Origin of the sequence: Acinetobacter sp. YH12058, from assembly GCF_013419805.1 — a bacterium.
In the GTDB taxonomy this organism is placed as follows: domain Bacteria; phylum Pseudomonadota; class Gammaproteobacteria; order Pseudomonadales; family Moraxellaceae; genus Acinetobacter; species Acinetobacter towneri.
In genome coordinates, this window is record NZ_VOZL01000002.1 from 136,762 (window position 1) to 150,417 (window position 13,656).

The window sequence follows — 13,656 nt, forward strand, 5'->3', positions numbered from 1 at the left end:
GGATTTAACCTAAGTTTTCACTTAAATTCATGGCTTCAGTTAAGGCTTCATGCAAACGCGCCACCGCAATAATTTGCACACCTGCAATGGCTTTTTGTGGGGCATTGCCACGCGGCACAATAATATATTTAAATCCGTGTTTAATAGCTTCTTTTAAGCGTTCCTGACCATTTGGTACTGGGCGGATTTCACCCGATAAACCGACCTCACCAAATACTGCCAATTGTTGTGGCAGGGCTTTGCCACGCAAGCTAGAAGCACAGGCAAGTAGTACAGCAAGGTCTGAACCTGTTTCGGTAATTTTTAAGCCGCCGACCACATTCACATACACATCTTGCCCTGAAGTTTGTACGCCGCCATGCCGATGCATCACCGCCAATAGCATATTCAGACGGTTTTGTTCCAGACCTAAAGCCACACGTCTAGGCTGACCATGTGCATCATCCACCAAAGCTTGTACTTCAACTAAAAGTGGTCGCGTTCCTTCGCGGCTAATCATGACAATAGAACCTGGAATTGCCTCATCATAACGGCTCAAAAATATCGCAGATGGATTGGCAACCTCGCGTAAGCCTTTATCGGTCATGCCAAAAACGCCCAGTTCATTCACTGCGCCAAAACGGTTTTTGACGGCCCGAATCATACGGTAACGAGAGTCTGACTGACCTTCAAAATATAGGACACAATCGACCATGTGTTCCAAGACGCGTGGCCCTGCCAAAGCGCCTTCTTTGGTCACGTGACCCACAATAAAGAGTGCTGTGCCACTGTTTTTTGCAAAGCGAGTTAGAAGTGCCGCCGATTCACGAATTTGTGAAACGCCACCTGGTGCAGATTGCAACGTTTCGGTATATAAAGTTTGAATTGAGTCTAAAACAGCCACAGCAGGGCGTTCATGCGCAAGCACTTCGCAAATACGTTCAACACAGGTCTCTGCCATGACTTTGAGCTGATCTGTGGGTAAGTCTAAGCGTTGAGCACGTAATGCCACTTGTGAAAGCGATTCTTCACCCGTGATATATAAGGCGGTGTTGTTGGCCGCAGCCATGTGTGTTGCAGTTTGCAGCAAAATGGTCGATTTACCGATACCAGGGTCACCACCAATGAGCACCACAGAACCTGTAACCAAACCGCCCCCCAATACACGGTCAAACTCACCAATGCCTGTGGTTAGTCTGGTTTCATGCGAAACAGATACTTTGTTTAATGTAGTAATTGCTGCAGCTTGTCCTGCATAGCCACCGCCCATTTTGGGTTGGGCACGATGCGTGACTGCAGGTGCAATACTGACTTCATTCAGCGAGTTCCACTCGCCACATTCCGAGCATTGTCCTGCCCATTTAGGATGATCTGCGCCACATTGTTCACAGCGATAGACACTTTTTACTTTTGCCATAAGTCCAGTCGTTGTATTTATTTGAAAACTGGCTACAGCATACAGAGTAAAGGCGGGGAAATGAATGTTATCTTGATCTTTCAAGGAAAATCATACAACCACAATGGTGATTGTATGATGGGCAAGGATGAAATTACATTTGTAGCTAAGGCTTAATACAACTCGCCAGATTTGCGTTTGGCAATAAAGTCCTTAGATTCTTTGGCAATCACACCAGACAGTAATAATAAGGCAATCAGGTTCGGAACAGCCATTAAACCGTTAAAGGTATCGGCAAATAACCAAACGAGATCGAGTGTCGCGATGGTACCAATGAACACCGAAGCAATATAAATCAGGCGGTAAATCAACACGTATTTTTCGCCAAATAAATAAGTACAGCATTTTTCGCCATAGTAGCTCCAACCTAAAATAGTGGAGTAGGCAAAGAAGATGATCCCGAAAGTTACCACCCAGCCACCGAAACCAGGTAATAACTGGTCAAAGACTTGTGTGGTGAGTACTGCACCTGTTGCACCGCCAAAACTATTGTCGGCCATAATAAAGCCCATGACCAAAACAATACCTGTAATGCTACAAACAATAATGGTGTCAATAAATGTACCTGTCATAGACACTAAGCCTTGACGGGCAGGGTGGTCGGTCTTGGCAGCGGCAGCGGCAATTGGCGCAGAACCCATACCTGCTTCATTCGAGAACACGCCACGTGCCACACCGTAACGAATCACGGCACCAATTGCACCACCTGCAACGGCTTCACCAGTAAAGGCATCACGTAAAATCAGTTCAAATGCAGGAACAACGAGGTGCAGATTGTTTAAAATAATAATCAGGCCGCCTGCGACATACAGAATGGCCATAATTGGAACAATCACCGAAGACGCTTTAGAAATAGAGGTAATTCCACCTAAAATGACGAGCGCTGAAAATACAGTAATCACTATACCTGTCATCCAGGTTTCTACGCCCATACTATTTTGTACAGCCAAAGCTACCGTGTTGGATTGCACCGAACTGCCAATACCAAATGAGGCAACAGTACCAAAGAAAGCAAAGATAATCGCCAACCATTTCCATTTTAGTCCGCGTTCAATGTAGTACATTGGACCACCTGACATTTGCCCTTTTTCATTTTTAATTCGATATTTAACTGCTAGTACACCTTCGCCGTATTTGGTCGCCATACCAAATAGCGCAGTCATCCACATCCAGAAAACGGCACCTGGGCCACCCAGTACACAGGCAGTTGCGACACCCGCAATATTCCCCGTACCAATGGTGGCAGAGAGTGCGGTCATCAGTGAGGCGAAATGTGAAATATCGCCAGGTTCTTTTTCAGCTTTGTCATGTTTGCAAAAGACTTGTTTAAAAGCCAGAGGCAGCATGCGGAATTGCCAGAACAATAAACGGAAGGTAAGGAAAACACCCGTTCCCACAATGAGAATGAGCATATATGGACCCCAGACCCAGCCGCTTAAGGTTTCCATGATCGATTGTAAATTTTGCATAAATTTCTTCTTATAAACGCAGTGTATAAATGCTTAGTTTGTGACTGTAGTTGAACAGTTGTAAAAATTAAGCAAGTGATATGCCAGTCTTTAAAACTTCCTGTTAAAAGAACTTGGTTTTAAGCACGTTATATTTTTTGCATAGTTTTTAGATTTTGACAATTGATGCCTTGAAATAAAATTGACTTTATCTGTGTCAGAAGTCGCAATTTTTCAGACCTGATAAGGTCAATCTATGCCAGCAGAATAGTAAGTAAGCTAGAATTTTTACTAAGCTCAATATAATCTCTCTGCATTAGCACTTTGGTCGCGGCAGTGATCGCGTTATACTTCATCGAAAATATTTTATAGGTGGTCAGATGCGTACCGTCATTTGCTGCATGAGTGTTTTGCTTACAACAGTGGTTTTGGTCGGTTGTGGTCAGTCAGGTACATTACAGTTACCCAATGACCCAAATTACGACAAACGCGCAAAATATTTGTTATATCCAGATGCTGCGCCTAAACGTGCAACGCAATCGGCAACATCGTCAGACACAGCCGTACCTGTGCAACAGCAGTTTGCTGCACCTGCTGCATCTACATCGACTACACCTTAACGCTTTCTAGATAAAGGATACATTCATGAGTTTTACCCGCATTCAAGGGGTTTTGCACGCCGAGCAATGTTCGCTACAACAACTCGCACAGCAATTTGGCACACCACTCTATGTTTATTCAAAAGCGACTTTTGAAAAGCATTATTTAGATATGGATCGTGCTTTCCACTTTATCGATCATCAAATTTGTTTTGCGGTAAAGTCAAACTCGAATCTTGCGGTATTGAATGTATTGGCTAAGTTGGGTGCAGGTTTTGATATTGTGACAGGCGGTGAATTGGCGCGTGTTCTCAAAGCAGGTGGTGATGCATCGAAAATTGTTTTTTCAGGTTTAGGTAAAACTGAAGCCGATATTCAAAAAGCGTTGGAAGTTGGGATTGCCTGCTTTAACGTAGAATCGCATGCAGAATTAGACCGTATTCAAAAAGTTGCGGCAAGCATGAATGTCAAAGCACCAATTTCATTACGGGTTAACCCAGATGTCGATGCCAAAACCCATCCTTATATTTCTACAGGTTTAAAAGAAAATAAATTCGGGATTCCTTCAGATTCTGTGTACAGCACCTATGAATATGCTGCGTCTTTGCCAAACTTGGATATTGTCGGCATTGACTGTCACATCGGTTCACAATTGACCGAAACACAACCTTTTGTGGATGCTTTGGATCGTGTCATTGTGATGATTGATACCCTAAAAGAAATGGGTATTCAACTGAAACACATTGATATTGGTGGTGGTTTGGGTGTGACCTATAAAGATGAAACACCACCAAGCGTTGAAGAATATGCCAATGCTTTGCGCCCAGCTTTAGAAAAGTTAGGTCTTAAAGTGTATATGGAGCCAGGCCGTAGTATTTCTGCCAATGCGGGAGTATTGCTGACTAAGGTTGATTTATTGAAACCGACCACACATCGTAATTTTGCGATTATTGATGCGGCAATGAATGACTTAATCCGCCCTGCATTGTATGAAGCGTGGATGGATATTCAGCCAGTGACGCCACGTACCGATGTTGAAAGCAAAGCATGGGATGTGGTGGGTGCAATCTGTGAAACAGGCGATTTCTTGGGTAAAGACCGTGAATTGGCGATTGCTGAAAATGACATTTTGGCCGTGATGGGTGCGGGTGCATACGGCTTTGTGATGAGCTCTAACTACAACACTCGTGGTCGTGCAGCCGAAGTGATGGTCGATGCAGATCAGGCACACTTAATCCGTGAACGTGAAAGCATTGAATCTTTGTGGGAAAGAGAGCGTTTATTGCCATAAGGGGAATTCGAGATGTTATTAGAATTTACCAAAATGCATGGTTTAGGCAATGATTTCATGGTGGTTGATCTCATCAGCCAACGTGCGTATTTAGATGCACTAACGATTCAGCGCCTTGCAGACCGCCACTTTGGCATTGGTTTTGATCAATTGCTGATTGTGGAACCGCCCGATTTGCCGAATGTGGATTTTAAATATCGCATTTTCAATGCCGATGGCTCTGAAGTGGAGCAGTGTGGCAATGGTGTGCGTTGTTTTGCCCGTTTTGTGCATGAACGTCAGTTGACCACCAAGACCAAAATCAAGGTACAGACCAAAGCGGGTATTGTAGAACCTGAACTTGGTCAAAATGGTTGGGTGCGGGTGAATATGGGCTACCCTAAATTCTTACCGCAAGAAATTCCTTTTATTGCCGATGAGCCTGATAACTTATATGACATTGCGCTGAAAGATGGTGCTGCATTGACCATTGATGTGGTGAACATAGGCAATCCTCATGCTGTGACCATTGTGCCTGATGTATTGACTGCCGATGTTGCAGGTATTGGCCCACAAGTGGAATCACACGAGCGTTTTCCACAGCGCGTCAATGCAGGTTTTATGCAAATCATTGACGAAAAACATGCGCGTTTGCGTGTGTTTGAACGTGGCGTAGGTGAAACCTTGGCTTGTGGTACAGGTGCATGTGCTGCAGCCGTTTCGGGTATGCGCCGTGGCTTATTGTCTAATTCAGTTGAAATTGAACTGGCAGGTGGTAAGTTGCAAATCGAATGGCGTGAAGGCGATGTGGTGTGGATGACAGGGCCAACTGCTAATGTCTATCACGGTCGTTTGGATTTAAATTATTTTCAGGGCTGATGTTTCGTTCTAACATGAACAGCTCTTATCTTACTTAAAAGCACTTTTCAAAACGAATGGTGCTTTTTTGTATCTTGCAGCACGGATTAGGTATGCTGTACTGAATGTCACTCTAAAAACTTCTACTCATTATGCCGCAACTGATTTTTTTACCTGGCGCTTCAGGCAATACCGCATTTTTTCATCCGCTAATCGAAAAAATTGAAAAATTGCCGTGGCAGAATGCTGTAAAAATTGTGGCTTATCCTGAATTTAATCATCAACCTGCACATTCACAGGTACATGATTTTGCAAGTTTGCAGGCTTATGTGTTGGCGAATATCCCAGATGATTGCATTATCATTGCACAGTCGATGGGTGGTATTTTTGCAGTTGCTGCCGCGTTGCAATATCCAGAAAAAGTCAAAGGATTAGTATTGGTTGCAACATCTGGTGGCATGGATTTAAGCAGTTTTCAGGTGCAAGATTGGCGACAAGACTATCAAGCAAGTGATTTAAATTATCCTGACTGGTTTGTAGAGGCAAAGGCCGATTACACGGTAGACTTTGCTAAAATCAACATGCCTATTTTGTTGTTATGGGGTGATCAAGACCCGATAAGTCCACTGGCGGTAGGTGAGTTTTTACAACAACAATTTCCACAAGCCGTATTAAAAATTGTGCATGATGGTGATCATTTGTTTTTAGAAACACATGCAGATCAGGCGGCTGAACACATTGCTGCTTATTTATCTCAGTTTGCCGCAGTTCAGCAATCGGAGCGTGACTAATGTACGATCCGCAGCAACTATTAAAGATGTGGCTCAAAGAACGAGAAATACAACAGCAGTCACCGCATACGTTAAAAGCCTACGCACGCGATTTAAACGATTTTTTTAGCTTTTGTGAGCAACAACAACTTGCCTTATATGATGTAGAGGCTGCAGATTTGCGCCATTATTTAGCGCAAAAAGTAGAACAGCAACAGTTAAATAGCAGCAGTTTACAGCGCATGTTGTCAGCGATTCGTCAGTTTATGAAATGGGCCGAGCAAGGGCAGTATTTACAATTTAATCCAATTGATAATTTTCAGCTAAAACGTCAGCCACGACCTTTGCCGGGTTTGATTGATATTGAAACGATTCATCAAATTTTGGATCAGCCTGAACCTGAAACTGAAGTACAACAACAAATGTGGCGACGCGATAAAGCGATTTTAGAATTGCTCTATTCGAGTGGTTTGCGCCTAGCAGAGGTACAAAGTTTACGTATCCGCGATTTAGATTTTAACCGTCAATTGCTGCGCATTACGGGTAAAGGCAATAAAACCCGTATAGTGCCTTTTGGTCGCAAAGCCAAAGATGCGGTGATGCAATGGCTGCAGATTTACCCTTTATGGCAGGGCGATTTTGTACCCGATGCAGCATTGTTTATTACTCAAAAAGGTGAACCCTTAAAAGCACGCCAAATTGAAAATCGGGTGAAGTTTCAGGCGCAGCGTGCGGGCGTTAATGTCGATTTGCATCCGCACTTATTGCGACATTGTTTTGCAAGTCACATGCTGTCGAATAGTGGGGATATACGTGCAGTCCAAGAAATGCTTGGGCATAGCAATTTAAGCACCACGCAAATTTATACCCATGTCGATTTTGATCAGTTAGCGCGAGTTTATGATCAGGCACATCCACGTGCGAGTAAAAAGTAAAGCTTTACCTAAAGTCGGCATTATTTTTGCAAGTTAAAATATAGCTATTTCATACTGCAAATATTTTTCTCACAGTCAGTTGTAAAGCCTTTGTGCTGTACTTAATACTTTAAGTAAAAGCGCTTTCACCAAGATGTCATTGCAACTATTGTAGAATAATAAAAAAGTGCGTTATGCAGTATAAAGAAGCAGAAAGAGTGGGTCACACGAATAATAGACATGGATGACATTATTTTTTGTTCCACTGCATAACACTTTGGATATCAAATGATAGGCAAAACCATGATTTCGAATCTTCAAGAAAAATATGAACAATTAAGCCCAAGCCAAAAAGAAATTTTTGCAGGTTATGGCTTGCGTCAAGTGAAACATTTTGTCGAAATAAGCTTGCCGATGATCGAGCAAGAACTACCTGCCGATTGTTTAGTGCAGGGTATTAATGCCGAAGGTAAAATGCAGGCGATTCATCCGCAAACGCAACAAAGCTATTTATGGATTTCAGATCAGCAGTGGCAAGCACGCTCATCCGCTGGTAGTAAAATAGATGTAAAAGAAGATTTTATTGCAGTTTGGGAAATTTTTAATTTACAGGCCTATGAATTGATAGATTTAAGTCATATCCACCGTGACTTTTTAGAAACTCAGCAAGTTTAAGCTGAGTTTTTTTATGTCCTTTATCTGGGAGGTGGCGTGGTGAAAGCGCATAAATATCCATCAAAATAAAACAGATTGTTTATTTCATACCCAATAAACTGCTGAATACAGTTTTGTGAACCAGCAGTCACATTTTAAAAGAGCATTTATATCTGAAAAAATACTGCAAAAAATAAAGTTTTCTATCTTTAATGACAGTCAGATTATGGGGTTTTATGTAAGGAACTTTGCTTAAATTGTAGGCGGAACTCAATTTGAATTGCATTTCAATCAATCTTGTTGATGAGGGAAATAAATAAAAAACATAATATAAATCAAAGCTTAAAATTGCTTATATAATCGTCGCTTGGTTTGTTAATTTTTAGAAATAAAAAAGTATGAACGCATCGTTCAGTTAATTTTCGGCATTTTTAGCCTTGTTTAGACAATTCTGACTTGACCGAAATGCCGATCACATAGCAAGATAGGACACCTAAAAAATTTAAAGCGAAGAGTTATTATTAACTTTTCTCAATATTTACTTTTGCTAAAACAGCCGAGGATTACATGAAGGCTCTTGTTGCTGTAAAACGTGTGGTAGATGCCAACGTTAAAGTTCGCGTTAAGCCGGATAATAGTGGAGTTGACCTAACTAACGTTAAGATGTCAATTAACCCATTCTGTGAAATCGCAGTGGAAGAAGCGGTTCGTTTAAAAGAAAAAGGAACTGTTTCAGAAATCGTAGTGGTATCCATTGGTCCTAAAGAAGCGCAGGAACAAATTCGTTCTGCAATGGCGCTTGGTGCAGACCGTGGTATTTTGGTTGAAACAGCCGATGAGATTGGTGCACTTGAAGTGGCTAAAATCTTAAAAGGTGTTGTTGAACAAGAACAACCACAACTTATTTTATTGGGTAAGCAAGCTATTGATGACGACTCTAACCAAGTTGGTCAAATGCTAGGCGCTTTACTTGGTGCAGGTCAGGGTACTTTTGCTTCAGAAGTAAAAGTAGATGGCGACAAAGTTCAGGTAACACGTGAAATTGACGGTGGTTTACAAACTGTTGAGCTTGCACTTCCTGCAATCATCACCACTGACTTACGTTTGAATGAGCCACGTTATGCGGCACTTCCAAACATCATGAAAGCACGTAAAAAACCGCTAGACACCAAATCTCCTGCAGATTATGGCGTTGCAACAGGTACTAAGCTGAAAACTGTAAAAGTTGAAGCACCTGCTGAGCGTAAAGCGGGCGTACAAGTGAAATCTGTAGATGAGCTTGTAGAAAAATTGAAAAACGAAGCGAAAGTGATCTAATACAGAAGGATAAAAATCATGAGTATTTTAGTTATCGCTGAGCACGACAATAAAGCACTAAATGGTGCAACATTAAACGTTGTTGCTGCAGCTCAAAAAATCGGTGGTGATATCACTGTATTGGTTGCGGGTTCTGGTGCACAAGCAGTTGCAGACCAAGCAGCTAAAGTTGCAGGCGTAAGCAAAGTATTACTTGCTGACGATGCGGCTTATGCAAACCAATTGGCTGAAAACGTAGCAAAACTTGTTGCAGAATTAGGCAAAGGTTATAGCCATATCCTTGCTGCCTCTACAACAACAGGTAAAAACATTTTACCGCGTGCGGCTGCACTTCTTGACGTTAGCATGATCACAGACATCGTCGCTGTAGATTCTGCAAAGACATTCAAACGTCCAATTTATGCAGGTAACGCAATTGCGACTGTAGAATCTTCAGAAGCGATTGTGGTGGGTACTGTACGTGGTACAGCATTTGACCCTGTTGCTGCAGAAGGTGGTTCAGCAGCAGTTGAAGCTGCTGCTTCACAAGGTGATGCGGGTATTTCTAAGTTCGTATCTGAAGAAATTGTGAAATCAGAGCGTCCAGAGTTAACAGCAGCGCGTATTGTGGTTTCAGGTGGTCGTGGTGTAGGTTCTGGTGAGAACTATCACAAAGTGCTTGATCCATTAGCGGATAAACTTGGTGCAGCACAAGGTGCTTCACGTGCAGCAGTAGATGCTGGCTTCGTACCAAACGACATGCAAGTAGGTCAAACAGGTAAAATTGTTGCACCTGATTTGTACATCGCTGTGGGTATCTCTGGTGCGATTCAGCACTTGGCAGGTATGAAAGACTCTAAAGTGATTGTTGCAATCAACAAAGACGAAGAAGCACCAATTAATGCAGTAGCAGACTACTGGTTAGTGGGTGATTTGAACACTGTTGTTCCAGAGTTAGTATCTAAAATCTAATTACTGAACACAGTCAAAAACGCCTCTATGTGAATAGCATAGGGGCGTTTTTTATTGTCTTTTTTAATTTAGATGCAGTGATTGGTTTTAAGTACATTATGTGAACTTAGCGTATATGTGGGTACATATCGAGCAAGTATATGTTGAAGATATTTTGACGTGACTCTTAAAAATATGACGCACTTTTGTTTCTTGGGTGTGAATATTTTTTTGCCTAAAAAATCACCGTTAAATTTAAGTAAATTAACAAGATTAAGATCATCTCTGAAGCACAAAAACACAGGCGTATATGCTATAATTTTTCGCTAGTTTTTATTTTTAGCCTGCATTTCAGGCTAATCATTTGCAAGTTTTACGACATATAAAATGCAAGCAAAATTTGTTTGCAGAATAAGGAGTATGCATGAGCGTATCGGAAATTAGACCGATTGCCATTGAGGATGAACTCAAGCACTCGTATTTAGACTATGCGATGAGCGTGATTGTGTCACGTGCGCTGCCAGATGTACGAGATGGTCTAAAACCTGTGCATCGTCGTGTGCTATTCGCAATGCACGAATTGGGCAATGACTACAACAAAGCTTACAAAAAGTCTGCCCGTGTAGTCGGTGACGTCATCGGTAAATATCACCCTCACGGTGATTATGCAGTTTACGAAACAATTGTTCGTATGGCGCAAGATTTCAGTTTGCGTTATCAATTGGTCGATGGTCAGGGTAACTTCGGTTCGATTGATGGCGATAGTGCCGCAGCCATGCGTTATACCGAAGTCCGTATGCGCAAACTTACTCATGAACTGTTGGCCGATTTAGAAAAGGACACTGTCGATTGGGAAGATAACTACGACGGCTCTGAGCGTATTCCTCAAGTGATGCCTACTCGTATTCCAAACCTATTGGTCAATGGTGCTGCAGGTATTGCTGTAGGTATGGCGACCAATATGGCACCGCACAACATGACTGAAGTGGTGCATGCATGTTTGGCTTATGCAGACAACCCAAATATTTCAATTGAAGGGTTGATGGAACATATCACAGGTCCAGACTTCCCTACAGGCGGTATTATTTACGGTAAATCAGGCATTGTTGATGCTTACCGTACAGGTAAAGGCCGTTTGCATATTCGTGGTAAGTACCATTTTGAAGAAGATCAAAAATCTGGTCGTACCACCATCGTCTTTACTGAAATCCCTTATCAGGTCAACAAAGCCAAAACCATTGAGCGTATTGCTGAACTGGTGAAAGAGAAGAAACTCGAAGGTATTTCAGAATTACGTGATGAGTCTGATAAAGAAGGGATGCGTATTGCAATTGATCTGAAGCGTGGTGAAAACGCTGAAGTGATTGTGAATAACCTGTTCTTAAATACGCAGTTAGAAAACTCATTCAGCATCAACATGGTCTGCCTAGACAATGGTCAGCCAAAATTGATGAACCTGAAAGATATTATTGCGGCATTTATTCGTCACCGCCAAGAAGTAGTGACCCGCCGTACCATGTTCGAGTTGCGTAAAGCGCGTGAACGTGGACACATCTTAGAAGGCTTAACCGTTGCGTTGGCCAATATTGATGCCATCATCGAAACGATTAAATCTTCTGCCAACCCAGCCGAAGCGCGTGAGCGTTTACAGGCAGGCGAGTGGGCAGCAGGTGGTGTAGTTGCGTTATTGGAAAAAGCAGGTTCAGTTTCTGTACGTCCAGATGAAATTGAAGGCGAAGACCCTAACCGCCCGTTTGGTTTAGATGGTCAGGTCTATCGTTTATCACCTGCGCAAGTGACCGCAATTTTAGAATTACGTTTGCATCGTTTAACAGGTCTAGAACAAGACAAGTTACATGCAGAATATTCTGAAATTTTGGCACAAATTGCTGAATTAACTGCAATTTTGAATGACTTTAATTTGTTGATGGGCGTGATTCGTGAAGAGTTGGCGCAAGTTTTACAGCAATATGGCGATGCACGTCGTACTGAAATTGTAGAATCTCGCATTGATTTCTCGCGTGAAGATTTAATCCCAGAAGAACAAGTGGTACTGACAGTATCACAAACAGGTTATGCAAAAACTCAACCATTGTCAGATTACGCAGCGCAGCGTCGTGGTGGTCGTGGTAAATCTGCAACGTCGATGAAAGAAGATGATTATGTGCAGCATTTAATCGTGACATCTAACCATGCAACGGTGCTGTGCTTTACCGATGTGGGTAAAGTGTACCGTCTGAAAGTGTTTGAAGTGCCACAGGCATCGCGTGGTGCGAAAGGTCGTCCAATGGTGAACTTATTGCCATTAGATGCCAATGAAACCATCACCGCGATTTTACCTGTCATTGATGCACCGAAGAAATTTACCGAGCGTTTGGCAGACTTCCGTAGCTATGTAAAAGCCAATGCTACACATATACAAACCAACGCAATCATTGCTGCACATTATGCAGAATTAGAAGCTGCCTTTGCTGAATTAGCAGATGGTGATGATTTATCTGATGCATTGCGTGTGCAATTGAAACAATTGGGTGTAGAGCTTTCTGCAACCGATTTAGACGATGAGATCATTGCAGAATTTGCATCACAAGCAGAAGCCTTGCGTAAAAACTTTTATGTCTTTATGGCAACGGCATCAGGTACAGTGAAACGTGTTGAATTGGAACAATTCAGTAACGTACGTTCGAATGGTTTACGTGCCATTGAATTGAATGAAGAAGACACTTTAATTGGTGTTGCAATTACCGATGGCGAACAGCAAATTATGTTGTTCTCCAATGAAGGTAAAGCGATTCGTTTTGCTGAAACCGATGTACGTTCAATGGGTCGTGCGGCCAAAGGCGTACGTGGTATGCGTGTCAGCTTCGGTTCAGCACAAGTTGAAGATGTCGAAGATGTAGAAGTCGATGGCGATGATGAAGACAGTTCAGATTCAGCACTCATCAGCCGTATCGTATCGCTAGTCGTAGTACCAGAAACAGGCGAAGTTTTGTGTGCTTCGGCGAATGGTTATGGTAAGCGTACACCTGTAGACGACTTCCCAACCAAAAAACGTGGTGGTAAAGGTGTGATTGCCATTAAGACCTCTGAACGTAATGGTGAATTGGTCGGTGCAGTTGCTATTGATGAAAGCAAAGAACTGATGCTGATTTCTGATGGCGGTACATTAGTGCGTACTCGCGCTTCTGAAGTGGCGCAAACAGGTCGTAATGCACAAGGTGTACGTTTAATCCGCTTGGGTGAAAACGAAACACTGGTGGGTGTAGAAGCGATTGAAGCTGTTGAAGAAGACGAGTTTGTTGAAGCGATTGAAGGTGCAGAATCTTTAGTGGCTGAAACGGATGCAGTTGCTGAAACTGAGCAAGTGGAAAAAGACGGTGAAAATTCAGTAGAAGAATAAGTTTTTTACTGATAAAAAGGGCGCTTCGGCGTCCTTTTTTATAAACGTTGACTGCATAAGG

The 13,656-nt window shown here is 42.5% G+C and carries 11 protein-coding genes; 9 read left to right on the plus strand and 2 right to left on the minus strand.

Annotation, left to right across the window (positions count from 1 at the left end):
• Nucleotides 1-4: 4 nt before the first annotated feature.
• Complete coding sequence (radA, locus tag FTU09_RS02070; protein ID WP_180079461.1) at nt 5-1,396, minus strand: DNA repair protein RadA; 1,392 nt, start codon at nt 1,394-1,396, stop codon at nt 5-7.
• A gap of 152 nt (nt 1,397-1,548) precedes the next feature.
• Nucleotides 1,549-2,904: a sodium:alanine symporter family protein gene (locus tag FTU09_RS02075; RefSeq protein ID WP_154320921.1), complete on the minus strand. Its 1,356-nt coding sequence runs from the start codon at nt 2,902-2,904 to the stop codon at nt 1,549-1,551.
• Nucleotides 2,905-3,263: 359 nt separating this feature from the next.
• On the opposite strand from FTU09_RS02075, the gene FTU09_RS02080 reads away from it, so the two are divergent.
• The 9 genes from FTU09_RS02080 (at nt 3,264) to gyrA (ending at nt 13,595) form a co-directional block, all read left to right on the plus strand.
• The gene (locus FTU09_RS02080; protein WP_004971884.1) at nt 3,264-3,503 is read left to right on the plus strand and encodes a lipoprotein; all 240 of its coding nucleotides are present in this window, start codon (nt 3,264-3,266) and stop codon (nt 3,501-3,503) included.
• 25 nt (nt 3,504-3,528) lie between these two features.
• A complete protein-coding gene (gene lysA / locus FTU09_RS02085) occupies nt 3,529-4,773 on the plus strand; it encodes a diaminopimelate decarboxylase (RefSeq protein ID WP_180079462.1) in 1,245 nt (414 codons plus the stop codon).
• A gap of 12 nt (nt 4,774-4,785) precedes the next feature.
• Nucleotides 4,786-5,631 (plus strand): diaminopimelate epimerase, encoded by an 846-nt coding sequence (gene dapF / locus FTU09_RS02090; protein ID WP_180079463.1) that lies wholly within the window; start codon nt 4,786-4,788, stop codon nt 5,629-5,631.
• A 131-nt stretch (nt 5,632-5,762) separates the two neighbouring features.
• Nucleotides 5,763-6,401 (plus strand): alpha/beta fold hydrolase, encoded by a 639-nt coding sequence (locus tag FTU09_RS02095; RefSeq protein WP_096900946.1) that lies wholly within the window; start codon nt 5,763-5,765, stop codon nt 6,399-6,401.
• Nucleotides 6,401-7,315 (plus strand): site-specific tyrosine recombinase/integron integrase, encoded by a 915-nt coding sequence (xerA, locus tag FTU09_RS02100; RefSeq protein ID WP_004971874.1) that lies wholly within the window; start codon nt 6,401-6,403, stop codon nt 7,313-7,315. The genes FTU09_RS02095 and xerA overlap by 1 nt, the downstream gene beginning before the upstream one ends.
• A gap of 282 nt (nt 7,316-7,597) precedes the next feature.
• Complete coding sequence (locus FTU09_RS02105; protein ID WP_004971871.1) at nt 7,598-7,969, plus strand: hypothetical protein; 372 nt, start codon at nt 7,598-7,600, stop codon at nt 7,967-7,969.
• A 546-nt stretch (nt 7,970-8,515) separates the two neighbouring features.
• Nucleotides 8,516-9,265: an electron transfer flavoprotein subunit beta/FixA family protein gene (locus tag FTU09_RS02110; protein WP_096901145.1), complete on the plus strand. Its 750-nt coding sequence runs from the start codon at nt 8,516-8,518 to the stop codon at nt 9,263-9,265.
• A gap of 18 nt (nt 9,266-9,283) precedes the next feature.
• Entirely contained in the window at nt 9,284-10,216 is a 933-nt protein-coding gene (locus FTU09_RS02115) for an electron transfer flavoprotein subunit alpha/FixB family protein (RefSeq protein ID WP_131261593.1), read from the plus strand.
• Nucleotides 10,217-10,619: 403 nt separating this feature from the next.
• Complete coding sequence (gene gyrA, locus FTU09_RS02120; RefSeq protein WP_167845878.1) at nt 10,620-13,595, plus strand: DNA gyrase subunit A; 2,976 nt, start codon at nt 10,620-10,622, stop codon at nt 13,593-13,595.
• The last annotated feature ends 61 nt before the right edge of the window (nt 13,596-13,656 follow it).

Excerpts from the sequence above, each read along its gene's own strand:
- FTU09_RS02080 (WP_004971884.1), top strand. The coding sequence starts at position 3,264 with ATGCGTACCGTCATTTGCTGCATGAGTGTTTTGCTTACAACAGTGGTT.
- radA (WP_180079461.1), bottom strand. The coding sequence starts at position 1,396 with ATGGCAAAAGTAAAAAGTGTCTATCGCTGTGAACAATGTGGCGCAGAT.
- FTU09_RS02115 (WP_131261593.1), top strand. The coding sequence starts at position 9,284 with ATGAGTATTTTAGTTATCGCTGAGCACGACAATAAAGCACTAAATGGT.
- xerA (WP_004971874.1), top strand. The coding sequence starts at position 6,401 with ATGTACGATCCGCAGCAACTATTAAAGATGTGGCTCAAAGAACGAGAA.
- gyrA (WP_167845878.1), top strand. The coding sequence starts at position 10,620 with ATGAGCGTATCGGAAATTAGACCGATTGCCATTGAGGATGAACTCAAG.
- FTU09_RS02095 (WP_096900946.1), top strand. The coding sequence starts at position 5,763 with ATGCCGCAACTGATTTTTTTACCTGGCGCTTCAGGCAATACCGCATTT.
- FTU09_RS02110 (WP_096901145.1), top strand. The coding sequence starts at position 8,516 with ATGAAGGCTCTTGTTGCTGTAAAACGTGTGGTAGATGCCAACGTTAAA.
- FTU09_RS02105 (WP_004971871.1), top strand. The coding sequence starts at position 7,598 with ATGATTTCGAATCTTCAAGAAAAATATGAACAATTAAGCCCAAGCCAA.
- FTU09_RS02075 (WP_154320921.1), bottom strand. The coding sequence starts at position 2,904 with ATGCAAAATTTACAATCGATCATGGAAACCTTAAGCGGCTGGGTCTGG.
- dapF (WP_180079463.1), top strand. The coding sequence starts at position 4,786 with ATGTTATTAGAATTTACCAAAATGCATGGTTTAGGCAATGATTTCATG.
- lysA (WP_180079462.1), top strand. The coding sequence starts at position 3,529 with ATGAGTTTTACCCGCATTCAAGGGGTTTTGCACGCCGAGCAATGTTCG.